At 69.8% G+C, this 17,010-nt stretch carries 14 protein-coding genes; 6 read left to right on the top strand and 8 right to left on the bottom strand.

Features of this window, described 5'->3' with window-relative positions; translation table 11 throughout:
* Positions 1 to 93 precede the first annotated feature (93 nt).
* The 8 genes from ACQP2O_RS03535 to ACQP2O_RS03570 all read right to left on the bottom strand — a co-directional run bounded on the left by ACQP2O_RS03535 (position 94) and on the right by ACQP2O_RS03570 (position 9,015).
* On the bottom strand, positions 94 to 1,491 hold the full coding sequence (locus ACQP2O_RS03535) for an aldehyde dehydrogenase (NADP(+)) (protein WP_433179812.1): 1,398 nt from the start codon (positions 1,489 to 1,491) through the stop codon (positions 94 to 96).
* Positions 1,491 to 2,447, bottom strand: coding sequence for a hypothetical protein (locus ACQP2O_RS03540; RefSeq protein WP_360899014.1), 957 nt, complete (start codon positions 2,445 to 2,447; stop codon positions 1,491 to 1,493). Before ACQP2O_RS03540 ends, ACQP2O_RS03535 begins: the two co-directional genes overlap by 1 nt.
* Positions 2,448 to 2,458: 11 nt before the next feature.
* Entirely contained in the window at positions 2,459 to 3,463 is a 1,005-nt protein-coding gene (locus ACQP2O_RS03545) for a zinc-dependent alcohol dehydrogenase (protein WP_433179814.1), read from the bottom strand.
* Entirely contained in the window at positions 3,460 to 4,617 is a 1,158-nt protein-coding gene (locus ACQP2O_RS03550; RefSeq protein WP_433179815.1) for a mandelate racemase/muconate lactonizing enzyme family protein, read from the bottom strand. Before ACQP2O_RS03550 ends, ACQP2O_RS03545 begins: the two co-directional genes overlap by 4 nt.
* An 11-nt stretch (positions 4,618 to 4,628) precedes the next feature.
* Positions 4,629 to 5,492: a carbohydrate ABC transporter permease gene (locus ACQP2O_RS03555; RefSeq protein ID WP_433179817.1), complete on the bottom strand. Its 864-nt coding sequence runs from the start codon at positions 5,490 to 5,492 to the stop codon at positions 4,629 to 4,631.
* On the bottom strand, positions 5,489 to 6,436 hold the full coding sequence (locus ACQP2O_RS03560) for a carbohydrate ABC transporter permease (protein ID WP_433179819.1): 948 nt from the start codon (positions 6,434 to 6,436) through the stop codon (positions 5,489 to 5,491). Before ACQP2O_RS03560 ends, ACQP2O_RS03555 begins: the two co-directional genes overlap by 4 nt.
* A 78-nt stretch (positions 6,437 to 6,514) precedes the next feature.
* Complete coding sequence (locus ACQP2O_RS03565) at positions 6,515 to 7,840, bottom strand: ABC transporter substrate-binding protein (RefSeq protein ID WP_433179821.1); 1,326 nt, start codon at positions 7,838 to 7,840, stop codon at positions 6,515 to 6,517.
* Between the two features lie 137 nt (positions 7,841 to 7,977).
* Positions 7,978 to 9,015, bottom strand: coding sequence for a LacI family DNA-binding transcriptional regulator (locus tag ACQP2O_RS03570; protein ID WP_433179823.1), 1,038 nt, complete (start codon positions 9,013 to 9,015; stop codon positions 7,978 to 7,980).
* Between the two features lie 178 nt (positions 9,016 to 9,193).
* On the opposite strand from ACQP2O_RS03570, the gene ACQP2O_RS03575 reads away from it, so the two are divergent.
* The 6 genes from ACQP2O_RS03575 to galT all read left to right on the top strand — a co-directional run bounded on the left by ACQP2O_RS03575 (position 9,194) and on the right by galT (position 16,978).
* Complete coding sequence (locus tag ACQP2O_RS03575; RefSeq protein WP_433179825.1) at positions 9,194 to 10,699, top strand: alpha-N-arabinofuranosidase; 1,506 nt, start codon at positions 9,194 to 9,196, stop codon at positions 10,697 to 10,699.
* A 177-nt stretch (positions 10,700 to 10,876) separates the two neighbouring features.
* Complete coding sequence (gene chvE / locus ACQP2O_RS03580; protein ID WP_433179827.1) at positions 10,877 to 12,007, top strand: multiple monosaccharide ABC transporter substrate-binding protein; 1,131 nt, start codon at positions 10,877 to 10,879, stop codon at positions 12,005 to 12,007.
* Between the two features lie 65 nt (positions 12,008 to 12,072).
* Positions 12,073 to 13,620 carry a multiple monosaccharide ABC transporter ATP-binding protein gene (gene mmsA / locus ACQP2O_RS03585; protein WP_433179829.1) on the top strand — a complete coding sequence of 516 codons (1,548 nt, stop codon included), beginning with the start codon at positions 12,073 to 12,075 and terminating at the stop codon, positions 13,618 to 13,620.
* A complete protein-coding gene (mmsB, locus tag ACQP2O_RS03590; protein ID WP_433179831.1) occupies positions 13,617 to 14,861 on the top strand; it encodes a multiple monosaccharide ABC transporter permease in 1,245 nt (414 codons plus the stop codon). Before mmsA ends, mmsB begins: the two co-directional genes overlap by 4 nt.
* A 98-nt stretch (positions 14,862 to 14,959) precedes the next feature.
* Complete coding sequence (locus ACQP2O_RS03595) at positions 14,960 to 15,898, top strand: LacI family DNA-binding transcriptional regulator (RefSeq protein WP_433190916.1); 939 nt, start codon at positions 14,960 to 14,962, stop codon at positions 15,896 to 15,898.
* Between the two features lie 27 nt (positions 15,899 to 15,925).
* A complete protein-coding gene (galT, locus tag ACQP2O_RS03600; RefSeq protein ID WP_433179833.1) occupies positions 15,926 to 16,978 on the top strand; it encodes a galactose-1-phosphate uridylyltransferase in 1,053 nt (350 codons plus the stop codon).
* Positions 16,979 to 17,010: the final 32 nt, after the last annotated feature.

The following is a 17,010-nucleotide window of genomic DNA, read 5'->3' on the forward strand; positions in this document are numbered from 1 at the left end:
TAACGATGCGCAGTTCTGAACGCCTGCGGCGACCTCGCCTGTGGCGAGGCCGCCGCGTACGGTCGGCGGGGTCACCCGCGCCGACCGCGCCGTTCAGCGGACGGTCGGCGGGAGTACCTCCTCGGGGAGGCCCTGGAAGGTGACCGGGACCTGGAAGCGACGGATCGCGGCCGTGCCGACGGACGTGTGCAGCACCGAGGTGGTGGCGGGCCAGGGGCCGCCATGCTGCATCGCGTGGTTGACCGCGACGCCGGTGGGCCAGCCGTTGTAGACGACGCGGCCGACGTGGTGGGCCAGTTCGGTGACGAGGTCGCGGGCTAGCTCGGCGTCGCCGGGCTCGGCGTGGACGGTCGCGGTGAGCGAGCCGGGCACGGCGGCGGCCGCGGCGTGCAGCTCCTCCTCCGACGAATACTCGATGATGATGGACGAGGGGCCGAAGCACTCCTCCGCCAGCTCCGGCCGGGCCGCGAACTCCTCCGCGCTCACCGCGAACAGGTGTGCGCCGGCGCTCTCGGCGATCGTGCGCGTCTCGCCCGCGATCCGCTCGACCCCGCTGCGGAACCCGTCCGTGATCTGCGGCGTGAGCAGCGCCGGTGCCGGTACGGCCTCGACCGCCTCGGCCAGGACGGACTCGAGCCCGTGCCCGGCCGGCAGGAACACGAGCCCCGGTTTCGTGCAGAACTGCCCGGACCCGAGCGTGAACGAGCCGACGTAGCCGCGCGCGATCTCCTCGCCCCGGGCGGCCACGGCCGCCTCGGTGATGAAGACCGGGTTGACGCTGCCCAGCTCACCGTAGAACGGGATCGGGTCCGGGCGGCTCACGGCGGCGTCGAACAGCGCCCGGCCGCCGCGTACCGAACCGGTGAACCCGGCGGCCTTGATGTTCGGGTCCTTGATGAGCGCCAGGCCCGCCTCGAACCCGTGCACGATCGCGAACGTTCCCGCCGGTGCGCCCGCCTTGGCGAGGGCCTCGGTGATGATCTCGGCCGTACGGACCGAGGTGCGCGGGTGGCCGGGGTGCGCCTTCACGATGACGGGGCAGCCCGCCGCCCACGCCGAGGCGGTGTCGCCGCCCGCGACGGAGAACGCGAAGGGGAAGTTGCTCGCGGCGTACACCGCGACGGGGCCGATCGGCAGCAGCGCCCGCACGAACCCGGGCTCGGCGGTGTCCCGCTGGAAGCCCTCGCCGCGTGCCTCTTCGGCCAGCAGCCGCAGCTGTCCGGTGGTCCGGCCGACCTCGCCGGTCAGGCGGGTCGAGCCGAGCGCGGTCTCCGCGTCGGCCAGCGGCACGAGTTCTTCCACGGCCGCGTCCAGCGCGTCCGCGACGGCCTCCAGCAGCGCGGCCCGCTCGGGCAGCGGCAGCGCGGCGAGCGGGCGGGCGGCGTTCGCCGCGGCCTGGGTCAGCTCGGCGACCGTCTCGGCGGAGGTCTCCTCCACACCGGGCTCGAGGCGGTCGCCGGTCCGGGGGTCGACTCCGTACAGCAGGGTCATCACAGGTCTCCGTCGGTGGGGAAGCGGTTCAGGTCACCGGGCAGGCGCGAACCCAGCGGGGACATGCCGCCGTCGGCGCCGAGGCGCTCGAGGATGTCGAGGGTGAGGCGGCCGCGGTGCACGCGCTCGCGGATCGCGTTGACGGCCAGGTCGCGCAGGTGGCGGCCGACCGGGTAGATGCCGGGGGTGTTGCGCAGGCCGAACTTCAGGTAGATCGGCGCGCCGCAGCGGATCAGCTCGGCCGCGTCGTAGAGGCGGACGAACCCGCCGAGGTCGTCGGGGGCCTCGACGTAGAAGTCCATCGGCGCGGCGCTCTGCGCCCGCAGCTCGGCGATCTGCCCGATGGTCAGGTCGCTGGGCACGTTGATGGAGTCGCCGCCGAGCTTCTCCCAGATGGCGTACGCGGCCGGGTTGACCGGTCCGACGAGCGCCGACACCTTGAGGGTGACGTCGGCGGGGATGACGCCGGCGGTGCGCAGCCGGTGCAGGGTCCACAGCACGCCCTCGTCGGCGACGAGCAGGCACTTCACGCCGAGCGCCACGGCGCGTTCGGCCTCCTCGACGCACTGGGCGAGCTGGTCACGGCCCCGGGCGCGCGGGCCCGATCCGCCGGAGGACGCCTTCACGCCCGCGCCGATGTCCCACGTGCCGCGCGGGCCGACGAACAGGCACAGCTCGATGTGCCGCTCCTCGCACGCCTTCACCATCTCGGTGATCTCGGCGTCGGTGAGCATCCAGACGCCGCTGCCCTGGCTGATGCGGTGGATCGGCACTTCGAAGCGGTCGATCTCCTCCAACGCGGCGGCCAGGACCTCCGGTCCCTCACAGGACGGCAGCTCCGTCCGCCAGCTCCCGCCGTCGGGGAACCGGGCCTCCGAACCGGCCGGGGCGGCACTGCGGGCGGGCATGCCCAACTGGTCGAGCAGGTGCTCGCCGGGGTACCGGGGAACGCTCATCACACAACTCCTTAAGGCTTCAGAATGATCTTGCCGACATCGTCGCCGCCCTGCCCGAGGAGTGCCACCGCGTCGGCGTACTCCTCGAGGGTGAACTCGTGGGTCACCAGCGGCCCGAGGTCGAGCAGGCCGGCGGTGAAGGCCCGTACGGCGTGCGCCCAGGCCACCGACGGGGCGCCGAACACGCTCGTCACGGTCAGCTGGCGTTCGACGATGTCCGAGGGGGAGAGCATCTCCGGGACCACGCCGGGGATGCCGGTCAGCACCAGCCGTCCGCCCCGGCGCAGCAGCCGGGCGGACGCCGCCGCCGAGTCGCGGGCGCCGGCGGTCTCCACGACCACGTCGAGGTCGAGCTCGCCGAGCTCGTCCGGGTGGAAGTACGCCGTGGCCCCGCCTGCCCGCGCGACGGGCTCCCGGCCGGCGCGAGGGTCACTGACCACCAGCTCGGCGGGGGAGGACGCGGCCAGCAGCTGGATCGTGAGCAGCCCGAGCGTGCCCGCGCCGACGACGCCGACCCGCTCCCCGGGCAGCGAAGCGGCCCGCAGCACGGCGGCGGCCGCGACCGCCGCCGGCTCGAGGAGCACGGCCGCGCGCAGGTCGGTGCCCGCTGGCAGCGTGTGCAGCAGGCGGGCGGGCACGATCAGGTGGTCGGCGAACGCGCCGGGCCGGGTGAACCCGATCTCGTCGTACCCGGCGAGGCACAGGTTGCCCTCGCCCGCGTGGCAGCGTTCGCAGACCTGGCAGCTCACGAAGCCCTCACCGACCGTCGGCCGGCCGACGAGAGCCGGGTCGACGCCGGGTCCGACCTCTTCGATCGTCCCTGACCACTCGTGGCCGGGGACGATCGGGAAGGTGGCGTACGCGTCGGGACGACCGCCCTCGTACAGCTCGCGGTCGCTGCCGCAGATGCCCGCCGCCGCGACGCGGACGAGCACCTCGCCCGGTCCGGGCGTCGGGACCTCTCCCTTGACCAGCCGGTAGCGTCCCGGCTGTTCCAGGAGTACGGATCGGCTCACTTGGACTCGGCCCCGTCACGCTTGTGCCAGTCCTCGGCGAACAGGTTGAAGTTGGCGCGCTGGCGGGGGAACTCGGCGAGCGCGTCCAGGTCCAGTTCGACGCCCAGGCCGGGGGCCTCGGGGAGCGAGAAGTACCCGTCGACGACTTCGGGCAGGCCGGGTGCCACGCCCTTGATCGCCGAGTCGGCGAAGTCGTTGAAGTGCTCCTGGATCTTGAAGTTGGGCGTGCAGGCGCCCAGGTGCAGGTTGGCGGCGGTCAGCACGGGGCCGCCGACGTTGTGCGGGGCGACCATGACGTAGTGCGTCTCGGCGGTGGCGGCGAGTTTGCGGGCCTCGCCGATGCCGCCGATGTGGCCGATGTCCGGCTGGATGATGTCGACGGACTGCTGCTCGAACAGCTCGCGGAACTCGATCCGGTCATGGATGCGCTCGCCGGTCGCGATCGGCAGGTCGGTGTGCGCGGAGACCTTGGCGAGGGCCTTGAGGTTCTCCGGCGGGCAGGGCTCCTCGATCCAACTCGGGTTGAACGGCGCGAGCAGGCCGGCCAGGCGGATCGCGGTGGCAGGGGAGAACCGGCCGTGCATCTCGACGAGCAACTCGGCCTCCTCCCCGATGGCGTCGCGGACCGCTTCGACGAGGCTGACGGCGCGCATCGTCTCGGCGTGGTCCAGCTCCATGGTGCCTGATCCGAACGGGTCGAACTTCAGCGCCTGGTAGCCGCGCTCGACGACCTTCTTCGCCGCCCCGTGGAACGCCTCGGGGGTGAGCTCGACGGTGTACCAGCCGTTGGCGTACGCCTTGATCTTGTCGCGGACCTTGCCGCCGAGCAGGCGCCACACCGGCTGGCCGAGGGCCTTGCCGACAATGTCCCAGCAGGCCATCTCCACGCATGCGATGCCGGACATGACGACCTCACCGGCGCGGCCGTAGTCGCCGTACTTCATCCGGTGGACGAGGTCCTCGATGTTGAACGGGTCCGAGCCGACGATGTGGTTCACCTCGGCCTCGGCCAGGTAGCCGATGAGGGCGTCGGTGTGGTTCAGCATCCGGGCCTCGCCCACACCGACGAGCCCCTCGTCGGTATGGACCTGCACGAACGTGAGATTGCGCCAGGGGGTGCCGGCGACATGTGTGGTTACACGGGTGATTCTCATAGAGGGTCTCCCTACTTGATACTGCCCAGCGTCAGGCCGCTTCGCCAATAACGCTGCAGGAACAGGAAAGCGATGATCAGCGGCACGATGGCCACCAGCGCCCCGGTCACCACGAGACTGAACAGGGAGCTGTCCCCGCTCTGGATCGTCGCGGACTCGTACCAGGTCTGCAGGCCCACGGTGAGCGGGAAGAGCTTGTCGTTGCTCAGCATCACCAGGGGCAGGAAGAAGTTGTTCCAGGTCGCCACCATCGAGAACAGCAGGACCGTGACCAGCGCGGGCCGCATGACGGGCAGCACGACCCGCAGGAAGGTCCGGATCTCGCCGGCGCCGTCCATCCGCGCGGCCTCCAGCAGCTCGTCGGGGACCGAGTCCTGGACGTACACGCGGACGAGGTAGACGCCGAACGGGTTCAGCAACGACGGGAGAATCACCGCCCAGACCGTATCGGTGAGCTGCACCTTGCTCAGCAGCAGGTACGTCGGGATCACCAGCGCGGTCGACGGCACCATGATCAGGCCGAGCAGCACGGCGAACATCGCCCGCCGGCCCGGGAAGGAGAACTTCGCGAACGCGTAGCCGGCCAGGGTGGCGATGACGGTGGCGCCGACCCCGCCCCCGACGGCGTAGAGCACGGAGTTGCCGAGCCAGTGCAGGTAGATGTGGTGGTCCCGGCCCCACAGCCCCCGCAGGTTCGTCGCGAACGACCCCGGCGAGGAGAACCAGAGGCCGGGCTTGGAGAACAGCTCGTCGCCCTTCTTGGTGGAGGACGCCACCAGCCACCAGAGCGGGATCAGGAAGTAGACGCACAGGGCGACCATGAACAGCTGCACGCCCGCGCGCCGCGGCCGGAGAGCGAGGGGGAGGGCACTCACGAGAGTCCACTCCTTTTGCGGGTGAGGAACAGGAACAGGTACGAGCCGACGAACACCACCGCGCCGAGCGCGAACGAGATCGCCGCCGAGTAGTTGAACTGCGAGTACTGGAAGGCCAGCGAGAACGAGTACAGGTTCGGGGTGTAGCTCGGCGAGATCGTCGGGGCGAGCGGACGCAGCACGCGCGGCTCGGTGAAGAACTGCAGGGCCCCGATCATGGAGAACACCACGCAGAGGATCAGCGCGGAGGAGATCATCGGGACCTTGATGCGCAGCGCCGTCCGCACCGGCCCGGCGCCGTCGACGAGCGCGGCCTCGTAGACCTCGCGCGGCATCCCCTGCAGCGCCGCGTACAGGATGATCATGTTGTAGCCGGCCCACTGCCAGGTCGCGACGTTGCCCAGCGAGGTCAGGATCAGGTTGCCGGACAGCAGGCTGCCGTGGAAAACGGAGTGCAGCGGGCCGAACGTCGGGCTGTAGAGGAAGCCCCACATCAGCGCGCCGATGACGGCCGGCACCGCGTACGGCATGAACATCGCCAGCCGGAAGAACTTCGCCAACTTGCCCGTGACGGCGTCCAGGATGAGCGCGCTCACCAGCGCCAGCGCCAGCATGACGGGGGTCTGCACGACCGCGAAGACGATGACGCGCTCGACGCCGTGCAGGAACTCCGGGTCGGTGAACGCCTTGCGGTAGTTCGCCAGCCCGGAGAAGTGGGTGCCTGCGGCGAGCGTCGACGTGTAGAGGCTCATCCGGAGCGCGTACGCCAGCGGCAGCAGCAGGAACGCCACGACGACGAGGCAGAACGGGCTGACGAACAGCAGCCCGATGAAGCGCTCACGCCGCCTTCGGCCGTCCGCGCGGCGGCGTGCCGGCGCGGGGGCGGCCTCGGCGGGCGAGGGCGAGGGCGGCGCGGGAGCCGCGACGGACTTCGCGTTGCTCACATGTGCTCCTCGGATCGGTGGAAGGCCGTGTCACGCGGTCGTCCGGGGCGGTCGCGCGGACCGCCCCGGACGGAGCCGTCAGTGAACGGTGAATCCCTGCTGCTTGGCGTAGGAGGTGACCTTGTTCTGCAGGCCGTCGAGCGCGCCCGGCCAGTCGGTCGAGCCCTTCTGCGCCTGGCCGACCTGGTCGACGAGCGTGTTGTACGCGTAGTCCTGGAACGGGCTCCAGTCGAACTGCCCGATGCCGTCCGAGGCCGGGACGAAGACCTGGTTGACCTTCTGGTCCCCGAAGAACGGGTAGGTCTTGTTGACGAAGTAGTCCCAGTGCAGGATCGACTTGGCCGTCGGGAACAGGAACGCCTGGTCGATGCCGATCTTCCACTGATCCTGGTGGGTGCCGAAGAGGTTCATCGCGACCTCGGTGGCCTCCTTGGGGTGCTTCGTCTGGTCCGTCACGGCGAACGTCGACCCACCCCAGTCGCCCTGGGCGTTACCGCCCGCGGTCCACTGCGGGATCGGGGCGGCCCGCCACTTGCCGGCCGTCGACTTCGCGACCCCGGCCAGGTAGCCGGGGCCCCAGCCGGCGGCGATGTACGTCGCGTACCGCCCGGTGGACAGGCCGTTGTAGAAGTTGGTCTCGCCGTACGGGACGGGCTCGGCCAGCTTCTGCTTGACCATGTCGCCCCAGTACTGCATGACCTGCTTGGACGCCGGGTCGTTGAGCTTGACGCCGACGTTGGGGAGCGTGGACGCCGAGTACTGGTACGGCTTGGAACCCGCCTGCCACATGAGGCCCTGCAGCCAGCCCGCCGCGGCCTCGTTGTTGCCGAACGCCGTCATGTACGCGTTCGGGTCCGCGGCCTTCAGCTTCTTGGCCTGAGCCTGGAACTCGGCCCAGGTCTTGGGCACGGTGAGGTGGTACTTGTCGAAGATGTCCTTGCGGTAGAGCATCGCCATCGGACCCGCGTCGACCGGGATCGCGTACACCTTGTCGCCGTCGCTGACCTCTTTCCAGGCCCAGTCGGCGTAGTCGTTGGCGGCCGCCTTGGCGCCGTACTTGCCCATGTCGACCAGGTGCCTGGTGATCTCGATGGTGGGGAGTTCCTGGAACTCGAGCATGACGACGTCCGGCGCGCCGTGCTTGGCGGCGAGCGCGGTCTTCAGCTTGGTGTACTCGTCCTGGCCGACCCCTGCCTGCACCGCGTCGACCTTGACATCGGTGTGGGTGTTGTTGAAGTTGGCGACGACCTTGTCGAAGTCGGGGTACCAGGCCCAGACCTTGATGTGCACCGGACCGGAGGTCTTGCTGTCGCCGCCTCCGCCGCCGCACGCGGCGGCGCCGAGGCCGAGGGCCAGACCGGCGGCGAGAACCGTGAGCGCGCGCCGCGTCCTGTTCCTGATCATTCTTCCTCCTGCAGTGCTGCTGAAGCCGGATGCGATCCGGCCGACGCCCCCGATGTCAGAGTTGTGTTAGCGCTATCATTCGGGGCCGTCCGGGAGGGCGGCCGAGCTGGACGATGAATCGACGGTGGACGGAACCGTCAGCCGGGGCGGCCCGTGCTCTGACGCACGATGAGCTCCGGTTCGACGGTGATCCGGCGGCCCTCCTCACGCGGGGCGCCGCCGATGCGTTCCAGCAGGAGCCGGAGCGCGTGCCGGCCGACCTGACCGAAGTCCTGGCCGACCGTCGTCAGGGGTGGGCTGAGGTACGCCGCCTCCGGGACGTCGTCGAAGCCGGCGATGCTGACGTCGTCGGGAATGCGGCGGCCCGCCTCGTGCAGGGCCCGGATCAGGCCCACCGCCATCTGGTCGTTGGCGGTGAAGACCGCGGTCACCGAGGGGTCGTCGGCCAGCCGTTTGCCGAACTCATAGCCGCTGCGCGGGCTCCAGTCGCCGAAGACGACCGGGGGGACCTCCCGTCCCGCGGCGCGAAGGGTGTCCTCCCACGCCTTCCGGCGGGCGCCCGCCTCCAGCCAGTCGCTCGGGCCGGCGAGATGCCGCACGGTCCGGTGACCCAGGTCGAGGAGGTGCCGGGTCGCCGCCGCCGCGCCCGCGTACTGGTCGACGGCGGCGACGGGGATGACCCCGCCGTCCCCGCCGCCCACGGCGACGACCGGCAGGCCGGTGGACACGTCCGCGAGCCCTTCGACCGACGCGACGTGCGGGGCGATGATGATGACGCCGTCGACGGACTGACCGCGCAGCCGGTCCACGGCCTCGGCCACGTTGCGTTGCGTCAGCGCGGCCAGGCTGGTGATGGTCACGCCGTACTCCGCGTCCCGGGCGGCCTGCTCGATGCCGAACAGCATCGACGCCGGGCCGTACAGGGTGGTGTCGAAGCCGACCACCCCGAGGACGCCGGACCGGCCCGTGGCGAGGACCCGGGCGGCCGAGTTGGGCCGGTAGCCGAGCTCGCGCACGGCGTCGAGGACGCGCAGCCGCGTCTCGGGCGCGACCCGTCCCGGTGAGTTCAGCACCCGCGACACCGTCATGGGCGAGACGCCGGCCAGTCTTGCCACGTCCGCCATGACGACGGTGCCCGAGCCTCGGCCGGTCGGCTTCACGAGATCGTCGCCCAAGGTCACCTCCCCATGGTCCCGGACGGGGACGAGGCCGGGCTGACCTCGTCATGTTTCCAGCAGGTTGCGAGGAGTGTTAGCGATAACCGTCCAGAAGTCAACCGTTGACGTGAACGCATGGTTAGCGTTAACACTGGCTCTCCTAGGCGTCACTGTCCGCGACCAAAGGAGGACGAGTGTGCTGACGGCACGCATGACGCTGGACCCCGCCTTCCGCGTGGCACCGGTCAACCGCCGGACCTTCGGGACGTTCGTCGAACACCTCGGCCGGTGCGTCTACACCGGCATCTACGAGCCCGACCACCCGAGCGCGGACGACGACGGATTCCGCACCGACGTCCTCGAGCTGACCAAGGAGCTCGGGGTGAGCACCGTCCGCTACCCCGGCGGCAACTTCGTGTCGGGGTACCGCTGGGAGGACGGCATCGGGCCGGCCGAGTCGCGGCCCGCGCGCCTCGACCTCGCCTGGCACAGCCTCGAGCCCAACCACTTCGGGATCGACGAGTTCATGCGCTGGGCGCGCAAGGCGGACGTCGAGCCGATGATGGCCGTCAACCTGGGCACCCGTGGCCTGCAGGAGGCGCTCGACCTGCTGGAGTACTGCAACATCCCGTCCGGGACCCGGCTGTCGGACCTGCGGATCGCGAACGGGGCGAAGGACCCGTACGGGATCGCGATGTGGTGCCTGGGCAACGAGATGGACGGGCCCTGGCAGATCGGGCACAAGACGGCTCGGGAGTACGGCCGGCTCGCCGCCGAGGTGGCGCGGGCGATGCGCATGGTCGACAAGAAGCTCGAGCTGGTCGCCTGCGGGAGCTCCAGCTCCAGCATGCCGACCTTCGGCGCGTGGGAGGCGACCGTGCTCGAGGAGGCGTACGAGCACGTCGACTACATCTCGTGCCACGCCTACTACGAAGAGCGCGACGGCGACCTCGGCAGCTTCCTGGCCAGCTCCGTCGACATGGACCACTTCATCGCGTCGGTCGTGGCCACCGCCGACCACGTCGGGGCCCGGCTGCGCAGCCGCAAGAAGATCAACCTGTCGTTCGACGAGTGGAACGTCTGGTACCTGAGCCGGTTCGAGTCCGAGGGCCCGCCGAGCGACTGGCCGGTGGCGCCGCCGCTGCTGGAGGACCGGTACCACCTGGCCGACGCCGTCGCCCTCGGCGGCCTGCTGATCTCGCTGCTGCGGCACAGCGACCGGGTCACCGCCGCCTGCCTGGCCCAGCTCGTGAACGTCATCGCGCCGATCGTGACCGAGCCCGGCGGCCGGGCGTGGCGGCAGACGACGTTCCATCCGTTCGCGCAGGCGTCCCGGCACGCCGCCGGAGAGGTGCTGCGCGTCGAGCCGGTCTGCCCGACGTACGAGACGGCCGCGTACGGCGAGGTGCCGGTGCTCGACGCCGTCGCGACCCGCGACGAGGAGACCGGCGAGACCGCGCTCTTCATGGTCAACCGGTCGGTCGACCAGAGCCTCACCGTCGACGTCGACGTCCGCGCGCTTGGCGCGATTGAACCGGGGGAGGCGAGCACCCTCGCCGACCCCGATCCGTACGCCCGGAACACCGCGGACGACCCGTTCCGCGTCGTCCCGCGGGCCAACCCGGAGATCCGGGTGGAGGGAGGCAGCCTGACCGTGGTGTTGCCGCCCGTCTCGTGGAACGTCATCCGGCTTCTGGGCTGACCTCTGAAGAAGTGAGCAACCCTCGTGATGTTACCGGTCACACACTTGGCGTTCAGACTGTTTCGAGACAGGCGCGTTGCCGAACTGTGTCTTGACACCCGAATTGTGACCGTTAACACTCCAGCAAAGCAGTCGTAACCAACCCGTCGTACCCCCCCGTCCCACCCAAGGTGAGATATGAAGATCACGAAGTTGGCCACGATGGCCACGGGCCTGTGCATGGCCCTCGCCATGACCGCCTGCGGCTCGAGCACGAAGTCCGTCGACAAGAAGGGCGGCTCCGGCGGCTCGACCAAGGGTGCGCTCATCGGCGTCACGATGCCGACCAAGTCCTCCGAGCGGTGGATCCACGACGGGGACAACCTCAAGTCCTCGCTGGAGAAGCTGGGCTACAAGGTCGACCTGCAGTACGCCGAGAACGACATCCCCACCCAGGTCAACCAGGTTGAGAACCAGATCACCCGGGGCGCCAAGCTTCTGATCATCGCCTCGATCGACAACAAGTCCCTCAGCACGCAGCTGCAGGAGGCGCACGACAAGCACATCCCGGTCATCGCCTACGACCGGCTGCTCCTCAAGTCGCCGAACGTCGACTACTACGCGACCTTCGACAACTACAAGGTCGGCGTCCTGCAGGCGACGGCCCTCCTCACCGGCCTCGGCCTGAAGAAGGAGGACGGCACCGACGGCACCGCCAAGGGCCCGTTCAACATCGAGCTCTTCGCCGGCTCGCCCGACGACAACAACTCGTCGTACTTCTTCAACGGCGCGATGGACACCCTGAAGCCCTACATCCAGAAGGGCACCCTGGTCGTCAAGAGCAAGGAGACGGACTTCAAGACCGTCGCGATCCTGCGCTGGGACCCGGCCACCGCGCAGAAGCGCATGGAGGACCTGATCACCAAGGCCTACGGCGGTGGCACCAAGGTCAACGGCGTGCTCTCCCCGTACGACGGTCTGTCGATCGGCATCCTGTCCGCCCTCAAGAGCGCCGGCTACGGCACCTCCGGCCAGCCGTACCCGGTCGTGACCGGCCAGGACGCCGAGCTCGCCTCGGTCAAGTCGATCCTCAAGGGTGAGCAGTACTCCACCGTCTACAAGGACACCCGCCAGCTCGCCGCGGTCACCGTCAAGATGGCCGACACCGCCCTCAAGGGCGGCACGCCCACGGTGAACAACACCAAGGACTACAACAACGGCGTCAAGGTCGTCCCGTCGATGCTGCTCCAGCCGGTTCTGATCTTCAAGGACAACGTCCAGAAGAACCTCGTCGACACCGGCTACTACACCCAGCAGCAGCTGCAGTAGCGGATCGAGGGCGGGCGGCGCCGACGGCGCCGCCCGCCCTTCCGGCGTGACACGAAGGGCACGACATGACCGACGACGCGATTCTGCGGATGAGCGGGATCACCAAGACGTTCCCCGGCGTCAAGGCGCTGCAGGACGTGAACCTGGTGGTGCGGCGCGGCGAGATCCACGCGATCTGCGGTGAGAACGGCGCAGGCAAGTCCACCTTGATGAAGGTGCTGTCGGGCGTCTACCCGCACGGCTCGTACGAGGGCGACATCCACTTCGACGGCGAGCTGTGCCGCTTCTCCGGCATCCGCGACAGCGAGAAGCACGGCATCGTCATCATCCACCAGGAGCTGGCGCTCAGCCCGTACCTGTCGATCGCCGAGAACATCTTCCTCGGCAACGAGACGGCCCACCGCGGCCTCATCGACTGGAACAAGACCAACGCCAAGGCCGCCGAGCTGCTCGACCGCGTCGGCCTGGACGAGAACCCCACCATCGCGGCGATGGAGATCGGGGTCGGCAAGCAGCAGCTCGTCGAGATCGCCAAGGCGCTGTCCAAGGACGTGAAGCTGCTGATCCTGGACGAGCCCACGGCGGCGCTGAACGACTCCGACTCAGCGCACCTGCTCGACCTGCTGCGCGGCCTGCGCGAGCAGGGCATCACCTGCGTGATCATCTCCCACAAACTCAACGAGATCAAGGCCGTCGCGGACTCGACCACGATCCTGCGCGACGGCCGCACGATCGAGACGCTCGACATGGAGAAGGACCTCGTCACCGAGGACCGCATCATCTCCGGGATGGTCGGCCGCGACCTCGAGCACCGCTACCCCGAGCACGAGTCGAACGTCGGCGAGGAGGTGCTGCGGATCGAGGACTGGACCGTGCGCAGTCCCACCCAGCACGATCGCCTGGTCGTGAACGGCGCCAACCTCACGCTGCGGCGCGGCGAGATCGTCGGCCTGGCCGGGCTCATGGGCGCCGGCCGTACGGAGCTGGCGATGAGCGTGTTCGGCCGCAGCTACGGCGTCGGGATCACCGGCCGCATCTACAAGGACGGCAAGGAGATCCGCGTCAAGTCGGTCGGCGACGCCATCAAGCACGGCATCGCGTACGCCACCGAGGACCGCAAGCGGTACGGCCTGAACCTCATCGAGGACATCAAGCGCAACATCTCCGTCGCGGCACTGCTCAAGCTCGCGAAGCGGGGCTGGGTCAACGACAACGAGGAGATCCAGGTCGCCGAGCGCTACCGCAAGAGCATGAACATCAAGGCGCCGAACGTCGCCGCGATCGCCGGCAAGCTCTCCGGCGGGAACCAGCAGAAGGTCGTGCTGTCCAAGTGGCTGTTCACCGACCCGGACGTGCTGATCCTCGACGAGCCCACCCGCGGCATCGACGTCGGCGCGAAGTACGAGATCTACTCGATCATCAATGAGATGGCCGACCAGGGCAAGGCCGTGCTGGTCATCTCCTCGGAGTTGCCCGAGCTGCTCGGCATCTGCGACCGCATCTACGCGATGTCGGCCGGGCGTATCACCGGTGAGGTCCCCCGCGAGGAGGCCACTCCGGAGCGGCTGATGCAGTACATGACCCGTTACGACGAGGAGCAGGTAGTTTCATGAGCAGCGTCGCACCGGCCCGCCCGGACAAGGGCGAGGCTTCGCCGCCGTCCCGCGGCGTGACCGACCGGATTTTCTCCGTCAACCTGCGGCAGAGCGGTATCTACGTCGCGTTCGCGCTGATCGTGGCGCTGTTCGCGGTCCTCACCCACGGGAACCTGCTCTCGCCGGAGAACATGTCCAACGTTCTCGTGCAGAACTCCTACGTCCTGATCCTCGCGATCGGGATGATCCTCATCATCATCGCGGGCCACATCGACCTGTCGGTCGGCTCGGTCGTGGCCGTCACCGGTGGGTTGTCCGCCGTGCTGATGGTCAACCACCACATGCCCTGGCCGCTCGCCGTCATCCTGACGCTCGTGGCGGGCGCGATCATCGGCGCGTGGCAGGGGTACTGGATCGCCTACTTCGAGATCCCGGCGTTCATCGTGACGCTCGCCGGCATGCTCATCTTCCGCGCCCTCACCCTCACCGTGCTGGGCAACCAGGGCATCGGCCCGTTCCCCGACCAGGTCCGGACGTTCGCCAACGGCTTCCTGCCCGGCTACTTCGGCAACGTCGGCCTCGGCCCGCTCGGCGGCGGCGACCTGTTCACCCTGATCGTCGGCGTGATCGCCGTGGTGGGCATCGTGCTCACCCAGTGGCGGGCCCGGCAGGGCCGCGCGGGGTACGGCCAGAAGGTCGACGCGCTGCCGCTGTTCATCGTGAAGATGGCCCTCGCGGCGTTCGTCGTGATGTTCATCGCCGTGCAGCTCTCGCGGTTCAAGAACATGCCGGTCGTGCTCATCGTGCTGACCGTTCTGGTCCTCGGCTACACCCTCGTCACCACCCGCGCGATCTTCGGCCGGCACATCTACGCCATCGGCGGCAACCTGCAGGCCGCCCGGCTGTCCGGCATCAAGACCAAGTCCGTGGTGTTCTGGCTGTTCGTCAACATGGGCGTGCTGGCCGCGCTGGCCGGCGTCATCTTCGCCGGACGGCTCAACCAGGCAGGCCCGACCGCCGGCACCAGCTTCGAACTCGACTCGATCGCGGCGGCGTTCATCGGCGGCGCGGCGGTGCAGGGCGGCGTCGGCAAGGTCGTCGGCGCCATCACCGGTGGTCTCATCATGGCCGTCATCAACAACGGCATGTCCCTCCTCGGCGCGCCGAGCGAGCGGGTCATGCTGATCAAGGGCCTGGTGCTGCTGGCCGCCGTGGCGTTCGACGTCTGGGCCAAGCGCCGCGCCGGCACCTCCCGGTGAACCTGGACGCACCATCCGAAGACCGGGGCGACGCGCGGGTCACGGCGCGCCCCGGGCTTCGGGACGTGGCCAAACTCGCCGGGGTGTCGCACCAGACCGTGTCCCGGGTCTTCAAGGATCACCCGAGGGTGAGCTCGGAGACCCGGGCCAAGGTCCTGGCCGCGGCCGCTCAACTGGACTTCCGGCCCAACGCCTTCGCCCGGGCCCTGGCCACCGGCCGCTCGCGCACACTCGGCGTGGTCAGCTTCGACGCCACCCTCTACGGGCCCGCGTCGATGATCAGCGAGATGGAGCGCTGCGCCCGCCAGGCCGACTACTTCACCAGCGTCATCGCGCTGCAGTCGGCCAGCCAGCGCTCGATCAGCGAGGCGGCCGAGCGGCTGCGCGGCCAGGGCGTGGACGGGCTCATCGTGATCCCCGGACACGTCCCGCTGACCCAGACCACCAAACACCTGCCCTCCGACATCCCCCTCGTGGTGATGGAGAGCGAGACGATCGTCCCGGCCGTCGGAGTCGACCAGTACTCCGGGCCGAAGGCGGCGACGCGCTACCTCCTCGACCTCGGGCACCGGACGGTCCACCACCTGCCCGGCCCGCCGTCGTGGCTGGAGGCGCGCGAGCGCCACCGCGGCTGGCGGGACGCGCTGCTCGAGGCCGGTGCGCCGATCCCGCCGACGCTTCCGGGCGACTGGAGCGCCGGATCCGGGTACGACCGGGGCCTGGCCCTGGCCGCCGACCCGGAGGTCACGGCGGTGTTCGCCTCCAACGATCAGAACGCCCTCGGCCTGCTGCGGGCCCTGTACGAGGCGGGCCGTCGCGTGCCGGACGACGTCAGCGTCATCGGCTTCGACGACATCCCCGAGGCGGCATATTTCATCCCGCCGCTCACCACCATCCGCCAGGACTTCGCTGCCGTCGGCCGGTCGAGCGTTAACCTGCTGCTCGAACAGATAGAGAGCGGCCGTCGCAGCGACAAGAAGATCATCATCTCCACCGAGCTGGTCAGCCGCAGCAGCGCCGGCCGGGCCCCCGCCTGACCCTTGGCTCCGCGAAAGGTAACCCCGATGTCCTCCGCCCACGCCGTCACCGCGTCCTCCCGCCGCACGTCCGTGCGGCTCGCGGACGGAAGAGAGATCATCTACTTCGACGACGTGCCCGGGCTGGACCGATCCACCCCCGACCGGCGGGACCTGCCCCCGTACGCGCCCGCCGCCGAACTGCGGTACGACGAACTGCAGGGCGAGGAGGTCCTCGTCGCCGCGCACCGGCAGAACCGCACCTACCAGCCCGCGCCCGGCGAGTGCCCCCTCTGCCCGTCCCGCGACGGACACCTGAGCGAGATCCCCGCCTCCGACTACCACGTCGTGTCGTTCGAGAACCGCTTCCCCTCCCTCGGCGGCCCGGCCGGCGGGCGCTGCGAGGTGCTGTGCTTCACCAGCGACCACGACGGCTCCTTCGCGACCCTGCCGCCGGAGCGGCTCGCCACCGTCGGCCGTGCCTGGGCCGACCGCACGACCGAGCTCGGGGAGCGGCCCGACGTGGAGTACGTCTTCCTCTTCGAGAACCGCGGCGCGGCGATCGGCGCGACCCTCCCGCACCCGCACGGCCAGATCTACGGGTTCCCGTACATCCCGCCGATCCCGCGCCGGATGCTGGCCGCCGCCGAGCGGTTCCGCGAGGAGCACGGCGGGTGCCTCATGTGCGACGTCGTCGCCCGCGAGGCCGCCGGTCCCCGCGTCGTCGCCGAGACCGACGGCTTCCTCGCGTACGTGCCGGAGGCCGCCCGCTGGCCCTACGAGGTGTACGTCGCCCCGCGCTCCTGCGTCCCCGACCTGCCCGCCCTCGACGCCGCCGCGCGCGACGAGCTCATGGGCCTGTACGCCGACGTGCTGCGCCGCTTCGACGCCCTCTACGAGCAGACGACGCCGTACATGGCCTGCTGGTACCAGGCCCCGGCGCGCACTTCACGCGACCTGGCACACCTGGCCGCCCGCATCTACACGCCGCAGCGCACCGCCGACAAGCTGAAGTTCCTCGCCACGAGCGAGACCGGCGGCGGCGCGTACATCAACGACGTACTCCCCGAGACCGCCGCCGCCCGCCTCCGCGAGCTCTAGTCGTAGGCGATTCACCCCGCCGTCGCCCGTCT

The organism is Actinoallomurus sp. CA-150999, assembly GCF_050942425.1.
Lineage (GTDB): Bacteria > Actinomycetota > Actinomycetes > Streptosporangiales > Streptosporangiaceae > Actinoallomurus.